The organism is Streptomyces caniscabiei, assembly GCF_014930365.1.
Taxonomy (GTDB): domain Bacteria; phylum Actinomycetota; class Actinomycetes; order Streptomycetales; family Streptomycetaceae; genus Streptomyces; species Streptomyces caniscabiei.
In genome coordinates, this window is record NZ_JABXWI010000032.1 from 75,425 (window position 1) to 91,405 (window position 15,981).

General features: G+C 68.3%; 14 protein-coding genes. 3 read left to right on the forward strand and 11 right to left on the reverse strand.

The genetic code is table 11. From position 1 onward, the window contains the following. Window positions 1-2 precede the first annotated feature (2 nt). Window positions 3-1,238 (reverse strand): cytochrome P450 family protein, encoded by a 1,236-nt coding sequence (locus HW837_RS45785; RefSeq protein ID WP_045563519.1) that lies wholly within the window; start codon window positions 1,236-1,238, stop codon window positions 3-5. 286 nt (window positions 1,239-1,524) lie between these two features. Here HW837_RS45785 and HW837_RS45790 point away from each other — a divergent pair, with 286 nt between their 5' ends. After that, entirely contained in the window at window positions 1,525-2,463 is a 939-nt protein-coding gene (locus HW837_RS45790) for a ScbA/BarX family gamma-butyrolactone biosynthesis protein (protein ID WP_045563518.1), read from the forward strand. 225 nt (window positions 2,464-2,688) lie between these two features. Here the strand turns inward: HW837_RS45790 and HW837_RS45795 are convergent, their stop codons facing one another. The 7 genes from HW837_RS45795 to HW837_RS45825 form a co-directional block, all read right to left on the reverse strand. Beyond that, the gene (locus HW837_RS45795) at window positions 2,689-3,090 is read right to left on the reverse strand and encodes a DUF6009 family protein (RefSeq protein ID WP_045563517.1); all 402 of its coding nucleotides are present in this window, start codon (window positions 3,088-3,090) and stop codon (window positions 2,689-2,691) included. Then, a complete protein-coding gene (locus tag HW837_RS45800; protein WP_045563516.1) occupies window positions 3,087-4,601 on the reverse strand; it encodes a DNA primase family protein in 1,515 nt (504 codons plus the stop codon). Before HW837_RS45800 ends, HW837_RS45795 begins: the two co-directional genes overlap by 4 nt. Continuing rightward, window positions 4,598-5,719 (reverse strand): bifunctional DNA primase/polymerase, encoded by a 1,122-nt coding sequence (locus HW837_RS45805; RefSeq protein ID WP_193381933.1) that lies wholly within the window; start codon window positions 5,717-5,719, stop codon window positions 4,598-4,600. Before HW837_RS45805 ends, HW837_RS45800 begins: the two co-directional genes overlap by 4 nt. 577 nt (window positions 5,720-6,296) lie before the next feature. After that, window positions 6,297-6,680 carry a DUF6009 family protein gene (locus HW837_RS45810; RefSeq protein WP_193381932.1) on the reverse strand — a complete coding sequence of 128 codons (384 nt, stop codon included), beginning with the start codon at window positions 6,678-6,680 and terminating at the stop codon, window positions 6,297-6,299. A 190-nt stretch (window positions 6,681-6,870) separates the two neighbouring features. Continuing rightward, window positions 6,871-8,403 carry a DNA primase family protein gene (locus tag HW837_RS45815; RefSeq protein ID WP_093792901.1) on the reverse strand — a complete coding sequence of 511 codons (1,533 nt, stop codon included), beginning with the start codon at window positions 8,401-8,403 and terminating at the stop codon, window positions 6,871-6,873. Next, window positions 8,400-9,419, reverse strand: a complete 1,020-nt coding sequence (locus HW837_RS45820; protein WP_193381931.1) for a bifunctional DNA primase/polymerase — start codon at window positions 9,417-9,419, stop codon at window positions 8,400-8,402. The genes HW837_RS45815 and HW837_RS45820 overlap by 4 nt, the downstream gene beginning before the upstream one ends. Before the next feature lie 734 nt (window positions 9,420-10,153). Then, complete coding sequence (locus HW837_RS45825) at window positions 10,154-10,354, reverse strand: hypothetical protein (protein ID WP_193381930.1); 201 nt, start codon at window positions 10,352-10,354, stop codon at window positions 10,154-10,156. A gap of 194 nt (window positions 10,355-10,548) precedes the next feature. On the opposite strand from HW837_RS45825, the gene HW837_RS45830 reads away from it, so the two are divergent. Then, window positions 10,549-11,811, forward strand: a complete 1,263-nt coding sequence (locus tag HW837_RS45830; RefSeq protein WP_193381946.1) for a ParA family protein — start codon at window positions 10,549-10,551, stop codon at window positions 11,809-11,811. Continuing rightward, window positions 11,808-12,866: a ParB/RepB/Spo0J family partition protein gene (locus tag HW837_RS45835; protein WP_193381929.1), complete on the forward strand. Its 1,059-nt coding sequence runs from the start codon at window positions 11,808-11,810 to the stop codon at window positions 12,864-12,866. Before HW837_RS45830 ends, HW837_RS45835 begins: the two co-directional genes overlap by 4 nt. A 558-nt stretch (window positions 12,867-13,424) precedes the next feature. Here HW837_RS45835 and HW837_RS45840 read toward each other — a convergent pair. From HW837_RS45840 to HW837_RS50195, 3 genes are all read right to left on the reverse strand, one after another. Further along, window positions 13,425-13,688 carry a hypothetical protein gene (locus HW837_RS45840; RefSeq protein WP_193381928.1) on the reverse strand — a complete coding sequence of 88 codons (264 nt, stop codon included), beginning with the start codon at window positions 13,686-13,688 and terminating at the stop codon, window positions 13,425-13,427. 205 nt (window positions 13,689-13,893) lie between these two features. Further along, window positions 13,894-14,289, reverse strand: a complete 396-nt coding sequence (locus HW837_RS45845) for a hypothetical protein (RefSeq protein ID WP_193381927.1) — start codon at window positions 14,287-14,289, stop codon at window positions 13,894-13,896. Further along, window positions 14,283-14,963, reverse strand: a complete 681-nt coding sequence (locus HW837_RS50195) for a replication/maintenance protein RepL (RefSeq protein ID WP_193382975.1) — start codon at window positions 14,961-14,963, stop codon at window positions 14,283-14,285. The genes HW837_RS45845 and HW837_RS50195 overlap by 7 nt, the downstream gene beginning before the upstream one ends. Window positions 14,964-15,981: the final 1,018 nt, after the last annotated feature.

Here is a 15,981-nt window from a genome sequence, read left to right on the forward strand (position 1 = left end):
AGTCAGAACGCGGGTGTCAGCAGCACCGGAAGTTCCGTGTGCCCGCTGGAGATGAACGACTCGAGAAGGCCGAGTTCATCGGCCGGGACCGCGGGCCTCATGTCGGGGAACCGCTCGAAGAGGGCGGGGAGCGCGGTCGTCGCCTCGCTCATGGCCAGGAGTCGGCCCAGGCAGTGGTGCACCCCGTGTCCGAAGGCCAGGTGGTCGCGGCGAGTGGGGCGGGTGACATCGAACGTGTTCGCGTCGTCGCCATGGGTGCCGGGGTCACGGCCGGCGGTGACGAGCGAGAGCACCATGGGGTCGCCGGCGGGGATGACGGTTCCGTCGAGGTCGATGTCCTCGACGGCGAAGCGCAGCGGGATGTTCGCCACCGGCGCCTGACTCCGCAGCGTCTCGTGGACCACGTCCTCCCAGCCGACGGTGCCCTCGCGCACGAGACGGAGCTGTTCGGGGTGGGTGAGCAGGGCGCAGATGGTGTGGTCGAGGAGGTTGACGGTCGTCTCGTGGCCCGCCCCGAGGATCAGGTGGAGGGTGTCGACCAGTTCCTTCTCGGAGAGTCCCTCACCGTCCTCGTCGCGTGTCGCGATCAGCGCGCTGGTGAGATCGGCGGCGGGTTCGGCGCGCTTGCGCCCGACGAGGTCGCCCAGCAGTGCGTACAGCTCGGCCTGGTTCTCCTGGGCCTGGACGGGGTCCGTGGAGGTGGTGAACAGGACGTTCACCACCCGATGGAAGTCGTGGCTCTCCCGGCCCTCGAGCCCGAGGAGCTCGGAGATCACTCGGATGGGCAGTTCGTAGGCGAACTCCCGGCGCAGGTCCACCGTGTGACCGGGCGGGACCTTCTCCAACCGGGTGAGCAGTTCGTCGGTGATCTCGCTGATCCTCGGTTGCAGATCGGCCACGCGCCGGGCCGTGAAAGCACCGGCGACCAGCTTCCGCAGACGTGTGTGCTCCTCGCCGTAGGCGGTGAGCATGCTGCGCACCGACACCCACATCGCCAGCGGCCACGAGTCGTTCACCTCGCCGCTGATCCACTTCGGCCAGTGCCGGTAGGCGTCCTTGGACACCCGCGGATCCATCAGTACCTGTTTGATCAGGTCGTACCGGTTGACCGCCCAGGCCGTCACGCCTCCGGGGAGTACGACCGGGGCGACGGGTCCGAGCTGCCGCAGCCGGCGGGCTTCGCCGTGCAGATCCTGGCCGGAGGGATCGAGGACGAGCGGGACAGGGGGTGTGTGCACTTGCTGCCTCCTTGCGAACGACTCAAAACAAACCGCATACGAGGTTTCAGCTTCTCACGGGATGATCGCGAAGCGTAACGTGACCGGAACCTATCGTCACCTATCGAGCTCAAAACTTGTCAATACCCCACGCCCGTCGGCAACTTGACCTGGCACGGCGGAATATTTCATTCAGCGAGCCGGTTAGCCTTGGCCAATCCTTTACCTGAGGGCTCCATCAAGAAAACCGGTAGGTCCGTATCTTATTAGCCGTTGTCGCACAGACATCAAGTCAGGGGGATCTTCGATGGTTCTGCACGCAGCTCAGCCCGGAATCGCCCTACCGGCGTTGCCCCGGCTCACCACCACGGTCCCGAAGGAGTACGTCCACCGGGCCTGTCTGGCCGAGGTGTTCCTGACCGGCTGCACCAGCGAGGGGGATCAGCGGTTCTCCCTCACAGGGCAGTGGCCCAGGGCGCACACGTTGTTCAGCTACGGAATCCGGCACGATCCCCTGCAGGTGGCGGAGACGTTCCGTCAGGCAGGGATGTTCCTCGCGCACGCCGAGCTCGACGTCCCGCTCGGACAGCGGTTCGTGATGTGGAACCTCAGCTACACCACGTATCCGGAGCACATGCGGATCGCGGCGGCACCGACCGACTTCGATCTGCGGGCGCGATGCACGGAGATCACCTGGCGTCGGGGCGTGGCCAACTGGATGCGCATGGAGCTGTCCATCCACCGCGAGGGAAACCTCGTGGCGACCGGGGCCGGTACGTTCTCGACCACTCCACCGGCCGTGTACAAACGCCTGCGGGCGAACCGGAAACCCTGGTCGGGGCCCTCGTTCGACCTGCGCGCCGACCGCGCCCCCCTCGCCCCGGCGAGCGTGGGCCGTACCTCCGTGACCGACGTGGTCCTCTCCGCCACCGACACTCCCACCCGCTGGTTGCTCACCCCCGATCTCGCCCACCCGATCTTCTTCGACCACTCCGACGATCACCTGCCCGGCATGGTGCTGCTGGAGGGCGCCCGCCAGGCGGCCTGCGCGGCAGCCGCCCCGTACAGGCTGCTCCCCGTGAGCGCGTCGACCGAGTTCTTCCAGTACGCCGAACTAGACCGGCCCTGCTGGGTCGACGTCGCCCAGGTGACTCCGGCAGGAGATGGCACAACGACCGTGGAGGTCACCGGCCATCAGGACGGGAAAACGGTCTTCACCTCGACGATCACCGGCCCGGTCGACTGACGACAACGACGCCGGACCGTCGTCCCGGCACCCTTGCCACGTACCACCGTCCGGCCACCGTCCGTCCGCGGGCCCGCACGTGCAGGCCCGCGGACGGCGCCGTTCCGCCACCACCCCGGCCGTCTCGAAGCCGCTGCCTGGGGCACCCGCAGGCTCCCCGCACCCGGGGCACCGCCTCCGTGCATCCGCGCGACACGACCGCCTGCACCAGGTGCGCCCGGCCGGCTACAGCGGCAACGCGTTCCCCAGCCCCCGCAGCCCCGCTGACGGCGGCCCCCCTTCGGACCGCTCGGTCTTGCGCCCCTTGCAGCCGGGAGCCAGCGTGCGTGGGTCGACGGCCTCCGCCGGCGCCCCGGTCGCGTACAGGCCGTCCGGGTCGCTGTCCCGGTCGTGCGGCAGCAGCCAGAAGACGCGGCGCCGGAAGGTGCCCGAGGAACGGGACGGTTTGGCCTCCGGTCCCAGCAACGCGTAGCCGACCATGCGGCCGTCCCGGTGGTACGGGGGCCTGCCCCGGCGGTTCTGCAACCGGTCCAGGCTCTGCCGCACGTAGTCGAGACCGCCGACGTCCTCGAGCCACACGAGGTCCGCCTCGTGAGCGATCTCGTTCTCCTCGATGAGGGCGCTCATGCTGTCTCCTCGTCGGCGACCAGTCCGATACCCGGGTAGTACTTGCGCTGGTTGGACAGGATCATCTCCTTGGGGGAGGCGAGTCCCACCAGTTCTCGGACACGTGCCGCGAAGGCACGTGAGGAGATGGCCGGGGCCTCCTCATTCTGGCACCAGGCCTTGTATGCCGCGTACAGCTGCGCCTGTTCGGACCTGAGGCCTCCCTCGAGCCGGCAGCACTCGCCGAAGAAGCGCCCGGTGTGGTCCTCGGTCTCCGCGTACGCGCTGGTGGCGATGCGGACCCGTGCGGGCCCGGTGAGGTCCCTCTCTCCGTTGAGGTACCGACGGGCCCCGAGGATCAGCCAGTTGAGGATGCCGGGGCCCTCCTCGGTGACGAGGATGTCCGCCAGGTTGTCGATCTTGCGGTCGTAGGGGACGACACGCTCGAACGGGATCAGCCGCATGCGCCGCCAGAACGCGAAGCCGCCTGTCCCCACCTCGGGCCGGTGGTTGCCCAGCAGCCACAGCTTGTGGGTCGGTTCGAAACTGAAGAAGTCCTGGCGCATCCGCCGGGCCTTGATCCGGTCGCCGCCCGTCAGCAGCTTGACCCGGGCCTCGTCGAAACGGTCTCCGGGCCTGACCTCACTGCACACGATGACGCGGCGGCCGTGGAGCTCCGCGAGGTCGGTGGGGTGACCCTCGTACGGACGGGCCATCAGGAAGCCGGGCGGGGCGGCGTCGGCGTAGTCGCCGAGCAGCTTCATCAGCACGTCGAGCAGCACCGACTTGCCGTTCCTGCCGGAGCCGAAGAGGAACGGCATGATCTGCCCTCCCACGTCCCCGGTGATCGAGTACCCCAGCAGCAGGTGCAGGAAGTCGATCATCTCCGCGCCTTCCGGGCCCTCCCCGAAGGTGTCGCTGAGGAACCGGTGCCAGCGAGGGGTGCGCATCGGCTGGGGTGCGGCCGTGGTGGAGCGGGAGTGGAAGTCCTTGTCGGGGAGCGGGGTGCGGATCAGTCCCGTGTGCAGGTCCACGATCCCGGCCGGCGTGCACAGCGCGTACGGGTCGGCGTCCAGCAGCGCCGCGTTGAGGACCATGCCGGGCGCCGTCCTGGCCTGGGCGAGCATCGCGTTCATCCCGCTGGTGCTCAACGCCCGCCGCCGGTGCTGCTGCAGTGCGGCGGGGGTGAAGATCCCGCGCGGGTCGGTCGTGGCCAGTGACTCCGCCAGGTCGCCCGCGGCCCACACCACGGTGTCGTCCTCGTCGACCTGCCAGCGGGTGCTGTCCCACCGGAACCAGCCCAGACCCGGTACATGACGGTAGTCGTGGGCATAGAGCCTGACGAACAGTTTGGCGTTGCCGCGGTCGCTGAGCGTGTCCGGCAGCAGCCCGGCAGCCGTCGCCTCTCCCCCGGCCACGGGCGCCGGATCAGGTTTCCCCACCTGCGGGGCGGTCTCCGGAGGGGACTGGTCGAGGATCTGCTGGGCGACCATGTGCGCGTCGAAGAGGCCGTTCTGACCGCCGGACGTCATGCGCGGCCTCCAGGCGTCAGCGGGCGCCGCCGCCCGGCACTCAGACCACTGCGGATGACGGCGCCGTAGCGCCGTCGCTGCCCGGGCCGGGCCTGCTCGGCAACCTGCCGCAGCAGCGTCTCGGCCTCGTCCTGCCCGAGCTGCCCGGTGGCCACCAGACCACCCGCCGTGTACGCGGCTCGGTTCAACTTCTCGGAGAACGCGGCGCCTTCGGGTACGGCCGCGCAGGCGGCGACCTCGGCGAGCACCGAGGCGAGCGCCCGGTCCACGACGCTCCTGCCGCCCGCCGCGAGCACCGCCTGCCGGGCACGCGGCGGCACGGACCGGCGCGCGGGTGGATTCGCCGACGGCAGGTGTCCGGTGCGCTCCAGCTCGCGCGCCAGCCAGCCGGGCAGCGGAGCGACCTTGCGAGCGGTTCCGACCGGGGTGTACGCACCGCTCTCGGTCATGGTGCCGGGGGCCACGATGTACCCGCCGTTCGCACGCACGTCGACCTGCCAGGCCAGGGCTCGGCTGCCGCTCGACCCGGTGGAGCACTGCCACCGGTGCCCGTGGGAGGCCAGGTACCACACGTGCAGCCCCCCGGACGGGGTCCGTACGCGCAGGGTCGTCTCGTCGTCGGCGGGGTGGGTGACGCCGCGCAGGGCGGCCAACAGGCCGAGGGTGTGGAACCCGTTGGCGAGTCCGGTCAGGTCGACCCCGGCAGGGATCCTGATACCGGGCAGCAGACGGTCGCGGTCGGGCAGTCGCTTCTCATGGGCGTCGACATCGATGATCACCAGCCCCGCGGGCCCGCAGGAGACTCCCACACCGAGGCCCGGGTGGGCGCCCCACCACTGCTCGATCCTCGCCTCGTCCACAGTGGCGGCGCGGAATCCGTGACACCAGCGGCCCTCGGCGTGACAGGCACACCCCACGTGGGTGTGCCCGGTTCTCCGGCAGGCCGCGCAGTTGCCCGCGGGGGTCTTGCGGCCCGGGGCAAGAGGATGAACCGGCCAACCCTGTTCGGCACACCATCGGGCGGTGGCCAATGAGCGAGTGACGCCTGACCCACGGTCAGCGGATCGGTCCCCAGATGCCCGTGAGTCGCTGCGTAAGAAAGGCAGCTCAGCAGCCATGCGCATCCCCCGTAAGCGACTCAAGCGACTGAACGACTGGAACAGACTAGCTAAACGGGGGCGGCAGAAGGAGAGACTCGGTGTAACGGGAAACAGAACACGCCAACAGCGGCACAAGCGACTCAGAAGGCGACCAGCGACCCTTCCGGCTTGGGTCGCTTCTTCATGTGTCGGGCAGAGAACCAGGTCAGAGGCCTTGATACGGAACGAACAGCGACCGAAGCGACTCAAGCTCTCCATATATGAGTCGCACGCGCACACGAGGGATATGTCCCAGGGAGCTGATATACCCGCCCACTGAGTCGCTTGGGTCGCTGGCTACTCCCCGATATGGGCACTGACCTGCGGATATGCCCTGCCGCACGCAAGCGACCAACCCTGTGTTGTGTCGCTGTTCCTCGGTAGCTGCCGCAGTCCCCCGGTCCACGAGGGCCCCACGGCCGGATCCACCCCAAGCGGCTGGAGCGACTCAAGCGACTCTCGAGCGAACTGTTCCGCGAAGGGCTGCCCGCATGGGAGCCGCGGGTCGAAATCCAGATGGTCGAACTGGACCGTCCTGCCGGTCAGGAGTCAGGGGTCAGGAGCGGGAGCCGGTTATGGCGCCTGGCCCGCTCTGCGAGCGGGGCGTCTTCTCTCCGACCTTCTTCACCTCGATGGTGCGCGGGTCCACGGCTTCGCCGGGAGCCCCTTCGCGGTACAGGCCACCGGGGAGGCTGTCGCGGTCGTGCGGGAGGAGGAAGAAGACCCTGCGCTTGTACAGGCCGCTGTCCGGGTCGGGTTCCGCCTGGTCGTCGAGCAGGGCGTAACCGACCATGCGGCCGTCTCGCGCGTAGGGGGGTTTGGTGTTCCGGCGCCGGGTCTTGTCGAGCGCCTGGCGGACATAGTCGAGATTCTCGGGGTCTTCCAGCCACACGACCTGCTCTTCGTGGGTGAGGTCGCTCTCGTTCAGTAGCGAGCTCATGGCTGCTGCCCTTCCTTCGTCTGCCGGACCGGGCGGCGGCCCGCCTCGTGGTGTGGGGTGCCGCCCGCTGCCGTACGTGGCCCCGCGATGTCATGGTAAGCCCGGCGCCCGGGGGCGTTTTGGGTGCTGCGGGTGTGCTGCTGGCCGGCGCTGAGGCTGGTCAGTCGGCCGAACGGGTGCGGGAGTCGCTTCATGAGGTGGCGTCCAGGAGCGCGAGGCCCGGGTAGTACTTGCGGCCATTGGATTTGATCATGTCGGAGGGCGAGGCGAGCCCGACTTCCTGTCGTACACGGGTGGCGAAGGCGCGGTTGCCCGCTGGGCGGATGCCTTCGCCTGCGCTGCACCAGGAGGCGTAGGCGGTGTAGAGCAGGCCCTGCTCGACGCGCAGGTCGGGGTGGGCCTCGAGATCGCGGGTGCAGCATTCGGTGAGAAAGCGTCCGATGTGGTCCTCGGTGTGGGCGTACGCGGTGGTGGCGATGCGTACCCGGTCGGGACCTTCGAGGTTGTCACGGGTGGACAGGTAGCGGCGGGCGCCCTCGATGAGCCACTGCAGGATGCCGGGGCCCTCGTCGCGGACGAGTTCGAAGGCCAGGTTGTCGATCTTGCGGTGGTCCGGGACGGTGCGTTCGAAGGGCAGCAGGCGGATACGGCGCCAGAACGCGAAGCCGCCGGTGGACACTTCGGGGCGGTGGTTGCCGAGGAGCCACAGGTGGTGGGTGGGGCTGAAGGAGAAGTAGTCCTGCCTCATCCGGCGGGCCTTGATCTTGTCTCCGCCGGTCAGGAGCCGCACGCGGGCTTCGTCGAACTTGTCGTTGGGCTTGAGTTCGCTGCAGACGATGAGGCGGCGGCCGTGGAGTTCGGTGAGTTCGGTGGAGTGTTCGGAGAACGAGCCCCGGTCCATGAGGAAGCCGGGCGGGGCCGCGTCGGCGTAGTCGCCCAGGATCTGGATCATGGTGTCGAGAAGGACGCTCTTGCCGTTCTTGCCGTGTCCGTACAGGAAGGGCAGCACCTGTGCGCCGACGTCGCCGGTGATGGAGTAGCCGAGCAGCAGGTGCAGGAAGTCGATCATTTCCTGGCCTTCGGCGTCGTCGCCGAAGGTGTCGTGCAGGAAGCGGTGCCAACGGGGTGTGGGGGCCTGCTGCGGGGCGACGCTCGTGGCGCGGGAGTGGAAGTCGCGTGTGGGGTCCGGCTTGCGCAGCAGGCCGGTGTGCAGGTCGACGACACCGGCGGGGGTGCACAGCGAGTAGGGGTCCCCGTCGAGGGTGTCGGGGTCGACGGACAGGTCCGGGGACGCCTTGGCCTGGGTGAGGAGCGCCTTCATCCCCGTGGTGGACAGGGTGCGCTTCTTGTGATGGTGGAGCTCACGGTCGCTGAACAGCCCGCGCGGGTCGCTGTCCGGGATGTCCTCGGCCATCTCGCCGGCGGCCCACAGGGCGGCCTTCTCACCCCCGCCGCGCTTCCAGCGGTAGCCGTCCCAGGAGAACCAGCCCAGGCCTTCGACGTGCCGGAACCGGTCGCGGTAGAGCCTGACGAACAGCTTGGCGTTACCCCGGTCGGTGAGCGTGCCGGGCAGGGGAGCCGACTGCGCCCAGGAAGGGGCGGCAGGGGTGGAGTGTGCCTGGGCAGGCAGAGCCGCCGCGGGCGGTGGGGACACCTGCTCCAGGTCCAGCATCTGCTGAGCAGCGGCGCTGGCGTCGAAGCGCGGGGTTCCGGCGCTGCTCATGAACGTCCTTCGAGATGAAGCGGGCGGGCCGATCCGGCTGCGAGGCCGTCGTCGACGATGCGTTCGTTGCGGGCGCTCTGCCAGGGACGCGCGGCTTCCGCCGCCTGGAGCAACAGGGCCCTCGCGGCCGGCTCGTCGAGATGACCGGCTCCAGCGAGTCCTCCGGCGGTGTAGGCGGCCTTGTTGAGCTTCTCGGTGAAGGCAGCGCCCTGCGGGGTTGCCGCGCACTCGGCGACCGCGTGGAGCAGAGGATCCAGGACTCGTCGGCCGTGCTCGGCCCTCCCCTTCCGGCGGGCTCGGGGCACTCCGGGCCGGGGGCCGAACGCAGGCGGCTGGATCACATGACCGGTCCTCACCAGCTCCTCGCCGAGCCACTCGGGCAGAGGCGCGGGCAGTCGGGTCGGGCCTTCCCTCGTGTACGTTCCCTGGGCCGTGCGGGTCGTGGGGGCGACGATGTAGCCGCCGTCGGCCCGTACGTCGACCTGCCACGCCAGGGCGACCTTGGGGCTGGACCCGGTCGAGCAGCGGAACCGTGTGGCCGGGTGGGGATTTCGGTACCAGACGTGCAGCCCCCCGGACGGAGTCCGCACACGCAGGGTGCTGTCGTCGTCGGCGGGGCTGGGCTGCCCGCGCAGTGCCGCCAGCAGCGCGAGGGTGTCGAAGCCGGACGCGAGCCCTTGCAGATCGACGGAGTCATGGATGGGGATGCCGGGCAGCAGCCGGTTGCGATCGGGGACCTGCGCGGAGTGCGCGTCGACATCGATGACGATCAGGTCCGCTCCCCCGCAGGCGACACCGACCCCCCAGGACGGCGTACGGGACCACCAGGCGTCTATGCGGGCGGAGTCGGTCGTGGCGGCATGGAAACCGTGGCACGGACGGCCTGCGGGCAGACAGGCGCAGTCGGCCGGCAGGTGATTCTGCTCCCTGCACTCCGCGCAGTTTCCCGCAGGCGTCTTGCGGCCCGCTGCGAGGGGATGCACCGGCCAGCCCTGCTCCGCACACCACCGCGCCACGGCGTGCGGTGTGACAGGCCTCGCAGGGCCTGCGGGCACTCTCGTCACGCTGGAGCCGGCCACGCGTCTGTCCTTCTTCGAGGGTCACGGCCCTTCGGTGCCTGACAGGCTCCGGCCACTGCGGTGCTGGAGCAAGAGGCCCAAGGGACTGGAGGGACTGTGTTTCGAAAGAGTCTAGGACCCGGCACCGACAGCAGGGAGCAGCTCCCCCGCGTGGCGGCGTATCAGCTCCCCGGCCCCTACGGTCCCTTGATCAGCTGAGCCTCACAACCTGCGGGGAGAATGCCCGACTTGCGCCCAGCAGGGACCGAAGCCAGGACCATCACCACGCACTGTGCCGGGCCGTGGCGCACGGAGCGTCCCGGAAAAAGCCTCCCAGTGACTCTGGCAGCGGCATCCCGCAGGGATTCAGGGACGGAGGGACTCTTGCGACCCTTCGGTCCCTGTCCTTCAGTCCCTGAGAAAAGTGCAGGTCAGAGCAGCAATGAACCCTTCAGCAGGGACTGAAGGGACTGAAACTCGCAATTATCAGCTAACTATTTACATGAGAGGGGATACGTACGCGCCCGCACGTACACGCACGCAGGATTGGCTCATAATAGAGAGTTTCAGTCCCTTCAGTCCCTCAACAGGGCCTCGCACCTCTCTGACCTGCACTTTCTCCAGGGACTGAAGGACAGGGACCGAAGAAGCACGACTGCCGCTGCTACGGCACCCATGACCATGGGCTCGCCTCACCCGCCCAGGTGGCTGCCGCACGACGCGCAGAGCAGTAGCCGGATCCAGATCGAGAACTGTGATCCTGGGAAGAGCAGCCAGACGCTCCGCCACCCCTGGCCGCCGCCGGTCGGCGGGTAGCTGTTCCACTCCCGCAGCGCGGCCAGCCCCCGCCGCCGCCCGGCCGGGGGCGGCAGCATCTCGGAGAAGCGGCTCACCAACCGCCAGCAGCGCCGCAACAGCCAGGGGGAGTGGTTCGACGATCCCGCAGTTCCCCCGCGTAATAGCGTGCGGCCAACTCGGGACCGCCAGATGTGCCGATTACGGCGTAATGTCCCTGACGCTCCAACAAGTGATGCAAACTAACGCATCGATGACGCAAAGGATCATCGACGTTAGTAAGGTGTCCCACATGAGTTCGCCAGCCACCTCCAGCGACCGCGAGAAGGTCGTCTCCAAGCTGCCGGGATGGCTCCGGCAGAACCTCAAAATCAGAGCCGCCCAACACGGCATCGAGATTCAGGCCGCCGTCGAACTGGGCATTCGAGACTGGTGCGGCCTGGCCTCCGCCACGGCCCCGGTCGACACCGCAGGTGCCGACTCCTTCTCTACCTTCCTCCCTCCCGGACAGTGGGAAGAGTTCCGCCAGGTCGCCACAGACCGCGGTGTCTCCCTCATCCAAGGCCTGGCCCAGTCCGTCCAGCTGTGGCTCGACGCCAACCCGGCCCCCGACGTCGCACGCCCCGAGGTCACCCGCCGCATCATCGTGTGCAACCAGAAGGGCGGCGTCGGCAAGACAGCGATCACCGCGGGCCTCGGTGAAGCGCTCGCCGAAGACCCCAACAACCTGTACGCCGTTCGCGTTGCCAAGGCGCTTGCCAAAGCCCTGCGCGCGAGCGACGTCCACTCCGGTGACGCACCGACGAACAACCCACTCGACATCGAGAACTTGCCAGGCCTCGGCCTGCGCGTCCTGCTCGTCGACTTCGACCCGCAGTGCCACCTCACCAACCAACTCGGCGCCGCACCGCTGCCGATGAACGGCGACAGCCTCACCAACCACATGGCCGGAGACCCCAAGGGAGACCTCCGGGACCTCATCGTCTCCATCGACGACACCGCTTTCGGCGATCGACTCCACCTGCTGCCCGCCTGCAACGACGCCTTCCTCCTCGACGTGCGTCTGTCCGCTGTACGAGCCCGCGAAGCCGCCCTGGAACGCGCACTCGCCCCGCTCGAAGCCGAGTACGACGTGATCCTCGTCGACTGCCCGCCCAGCCTCGGGCTCAGCATGGACGCAGCCGCCTACTACGGCCGCCGTCGCGACGGCGAAAAGCCGGGCCAGTCCGGCGCCCTGATCGTCGTCCAGGCAGAGGACAGCTCCGCCGACGCCTACGAACTGCTCACCACACAGATCGACGACCTGCGCGGAGACCTTCAGGTCGACATCGACTACCTCGGCATCGTCGTCAACCTCTATGACTCCCGCCGCGGCTTCATCGCCACTTCCTCACTCCAAGGATGGGTCGACATAAAGGATCCACGAGTGGTCGGACTCATCGGCGATCTCAAGGAACAGAAGGAAGCAGTTCGGATGAAGCAGCCCCTGCTGTCATACGCCCCCAAGTCACAGCAGGCGATCGGCATGCGCGCACTGGCCCGGGAGATCGCATGAGCAAGGCTGACCAACTGGGCGCAGGCCGCTTCGGCGGCGGAGTACGTTCCATCAGCGCGCGACGACAGGCAGTGGCAGCCGCGACCGGCGTCCCCACCGACGGCGCCGCACCGCCCACCGAACTCCCCCCACACCGCATCAGCCTCAACCCCGACAACCCCCGATCCACTCTTGGCGACCTCACCGACCTCGCCGGCAGCCTGACTACCCACGGCCAGAAGCAGGCCATCACGGTCATGAACCGCGACGCCTACATCAAGGCCAACCCCGAGCGCGAAGCCGACCTCGAACCCGACACCACCCATGTCGTCATCGACGGCAGCAGCCGCCTGGCTGCCGCTCGTGAGGCAGGCCTCGCCACTGTCAAGATCATGGTCAGCGACGACCAGGGCACCACCTCCGAGGAACTTCTCGAATCAGCCCTCGTCGCCAACATCCACCGCCAAGACCTCGAAGAACTGGACGAGGCCCGTGCCCTCCAGCGCCTCCTAACCATCCACGGCAGCCAGACCGCACTAGCCAAGCGGCTCCATCGCTCCCAGGGCTGGGTGTCGCAACGGCTTGCCCTGCTCAACCTCACGCCGGAACTCCAGGCCCGGATCGGCCAGGAACCCATCGACTTGCTGCGTGCGGTGGGCAACAGGCCGGCCGCCGATCAGGAGGCGGCCCTCGAAGAGCTGAAGGAGCAACGGGCCCGCAAGGAAGAAGCCAAGCGAGAGCGCCGCAAGGAGCGGGAGACGGCCGACACGTCGGCCGTCCACCACACCAAGACGACTGACGGCTATTACGGCGTAATAGAGGATGACCTCTCGAACGAGTCGCCTGCCGAGGGCGAGAGTGAACCAGCCGCGAGCGGGCAATCCGTCCCAGAACCACGCCCACATGGCGACCCACTTGGGGACCAGACGGCAGGCAAGCAGCCGAAGCGCTTCCCCTACGAGGACGGACAGCTGGCGGCGATGTACCTGATCCACCGGATGCCGCCGACCGAGTTCGACAAGATGCTGCAGCTGCTCCTCCAGCACAAGGACCGTGAAGCCGCCCCTTCCGATTGATCTCGGCACCCGGAGAGCAGTAACCGGTGTGCTGACCATGAGGGTGGGCCTCCCGACTCGGGAGGCCCACCCTCATGGTCAGCACACCGGTTACTGCGTTCGACCTTGGCTGCAGTCGGCCTCGCCCTGGCAGGCCGCGCCGGCGCCCACCTGGAGCAAAAGCTGCAGTCTCCATCAAAAACGAGTACAGGCTGATTTCGCATGATCGCCTCATGCCGCGCCTACAACAGGGTGGTCGCTCCGCCGACGGATACAGGCCACGAAGCGTGATCGAGTACGGAAGCTGTGCCAGAACTCATTCTCTGGGCAGAGCCGGTTCTGTCCCGCTCCGGGGACAGAACCCGTGCTGGTCGTGCATCGGCGTACTGCACCGCTCAGCTACTGCCGGTAGCCCACTTCTCCATCGGGCTCGGGTCCTTCTTCACCAGGGCGTCGGCGGCGGTACTGCGCGGTGGCCCGGGTGACGCCCATCGAGGCGCCAGAGTGCCGTACGAGCCGCGCTGCGCGGCGTGCTGGCGTCCCGGATGCCCTCCAGCCGGTTCAGCAGGCCGTTGGACATCAGGATGGTCGTCGCGAGTGGAAGGCGCGCCGGACGTCGCCCGCGGCCCCGGCGAGGTTGTCGACGTGGAACCGCTCGTCGCAGTCGTACGCGTCGTCGACGGCGTCCATGACGCGCTCGGAAGCAGCGTCGAAGACGCCGGCGAACGCCTCGTGGACACCGGCGGCCTTGAGGGCCTGGACGATGTTGCCGTGGTCGGCGCCGCCGCGCCGGACGGCGTTGACGAACAGGTTGAGCGCGGCGGCCGCAGCCGGGGCGAGCACGGCCAGGTCCCCGCCGCCGGAAGTGCCTGCGGTCCGTTCGGCCGACGTCTCACCACTCTGACCTGCTCGTTTCCCGCCTGCGGGAAACGAGCGTACGGATCTGACACTCGCTGCCCGCACACGAAAGCGGCGCCGCGTACCTGTCGAAAGGGGTGCGGCGCCGCTGATGTCATGTCACCCGCCGGGCGGGCGGCCGGGCGGCCGGTCAAGCGCTGTGACGTGTGGGCACGGCGGACAGATGCCGCTGCGGGGCGGGGAGCGCCGGGGCGGCCAGGGCGCCGGCCTTGATGGCCTCGGTCGCCTCGCGCAGCGCCTCCTCCATCTCCTCCTGGGAGGCGTACGCGGCGAAGTACGGGTGGATGAAGTAGCTGCGGTAGCGGCCCTCGGGCCGCAGGACGATGTTCCGCTCGACCAGATGGCTCATCGCGATCGACGTGCGGTTCTTGCTGAGACCCACGCGCGCCCGTAGTTCGGCCTGTGAGGCGTTCACCTCGCCGCCAGGGTGCTGAACCTCCATCATCGCGCCCAGCAGGTCGTAGTCGGCCTTGGAGAGCTCCAGACGGTGTAGCTGCGCGAACCCGAGATGAGCTTGGATCAGCATGCCTGCTCCTCCACGTCGTTGTCGCCGAATGCCAGCTGCCGCGTGCGCGGGGCCGGCGCGGCCGGGGCCGTGAACTCCGGGAAGCTCTCGCTCGCCGCCTTCTCCAGCGCCACTACATTTTCCCGCATCTCAGGGAAGTGCTTCCTGAGCGCGGCCCTGGCGTCCTGGCGCAGTTGCTCCAGGGCCTCCTGCTGGAGGTCACCGTTGCCCTTGAAGCAGATCAGCGGGTTGACCACGATCAGCGAATTGGCGCGGCGCTGGAGCATGTGCCAGTTCTCCAGGCTGCCCAGCGCCCGGGTGACGTTCGCGCGCTCGACTCCCAGGTGCCGGGCGACCTTGATGTGGGTGATCTTCAGGCGCCCCTCGACCTGGCGGCCCATGCAGAACAGCAGGACCGCCGACTGCACGGGCGACATCCCGTACCGGGCGATCAGCACGGCCAGGACGTCGACAAGGAAGGCGTTGCTGACCATGCTGTAGCCGCTGCGGCCCCACGCGTCGTGGGGAGCCCGGTACGTGTACTCGACGTTCGCGGACCGCACAGGCCGACCGGGCTTCGGCGGCGTACGGTCCAGCGCCTGGGCGAAGCTGTCCGCCAGCGGCGACGTGACGGGCTCACTGCGGTCCGCCGACTGCTGACCCCTGTTGGTGGAGCGACTCGCGTCCCCAGGCACCCTGGCTCCTGCTGCTCGATCTCCTGTGGTTCCCGGAACCCTAGCCGAGATTGTCCCCGTGCAGAGGGACCTTTGTACCCGTCGGCGTGGCCCCTTGGTGTCGACGCCGACACACCGCCTCCCACGGGACGACAGCCGAATGTGGGCCTGACCAGGGCAAACACATTTTGTCCCTCTCTACAGGGCCAAATCGGGTTCGGCTGTGTCTGAGGAGGCACAAAACCGCAGGTCGATGTGTCAGGGCTAACACATCGCCTCTCGCGAAACCGCAGGTCAGCGCACCTTTCCGCGCGGTGCCCTTTTATCAGTAAAACGCGCACGCGCGCGAGGAGCAGTGCGACCTGCCTGGCGCTCGCCCACCCGCTCGCTACCGACGGCTCCGATCAGTGGTACCCCGCCGTGCGCATCTCTCATCACCACCCGCACTCGAACGCCACCCGGCCCATTTCTGCTAATCGCCCGCGAACGCACCCATCCATATTTCCCACCGTTTCCCGAGCCGCTATTTCCAGGCTGCCATTTACTACAGCTCGCCATTTCTTCTATTCCTCGCTCTCTGTGCATATAGGGATTCAGCGAACTCCTTTTCCTGATCAGGAGTGGTGCAGTACCATTCCAGTCTTAAGCTAGCACTACCTTTGAAGCACACCCCCGATCAAGTCACCCTCCCCCAACCTCTGTTCGACTCGTCACTCATCCGACTGCCTGTCACCACTCCTCCTTTTGCTGCCGCTTGTGGTGCGAGCCCCGCGGGTGGGCCGCGCGGAGCGTGGCACGTCTTGCCCGCAAGCGAGTTGGAGGGTCCACTGTGGGTGGCTGGAGCGCAGCGGAGGCCACCGGTCGGCCGGAGGCCGGCCGCGCCTCGCAACGCGAGGCGCCTGCCCTGCGGTTGGCGGTCGCGCGGAGCGCGTGCCGCCTGGCGGAGAGCGGAGCGAGCCGCATCCGCTCACGCGGAGCGTGAGCGGCCGGGGAGCGCAGCGACCCGGCTCGCTTCTTCGCGCGCAGCGCGAAGGGACCC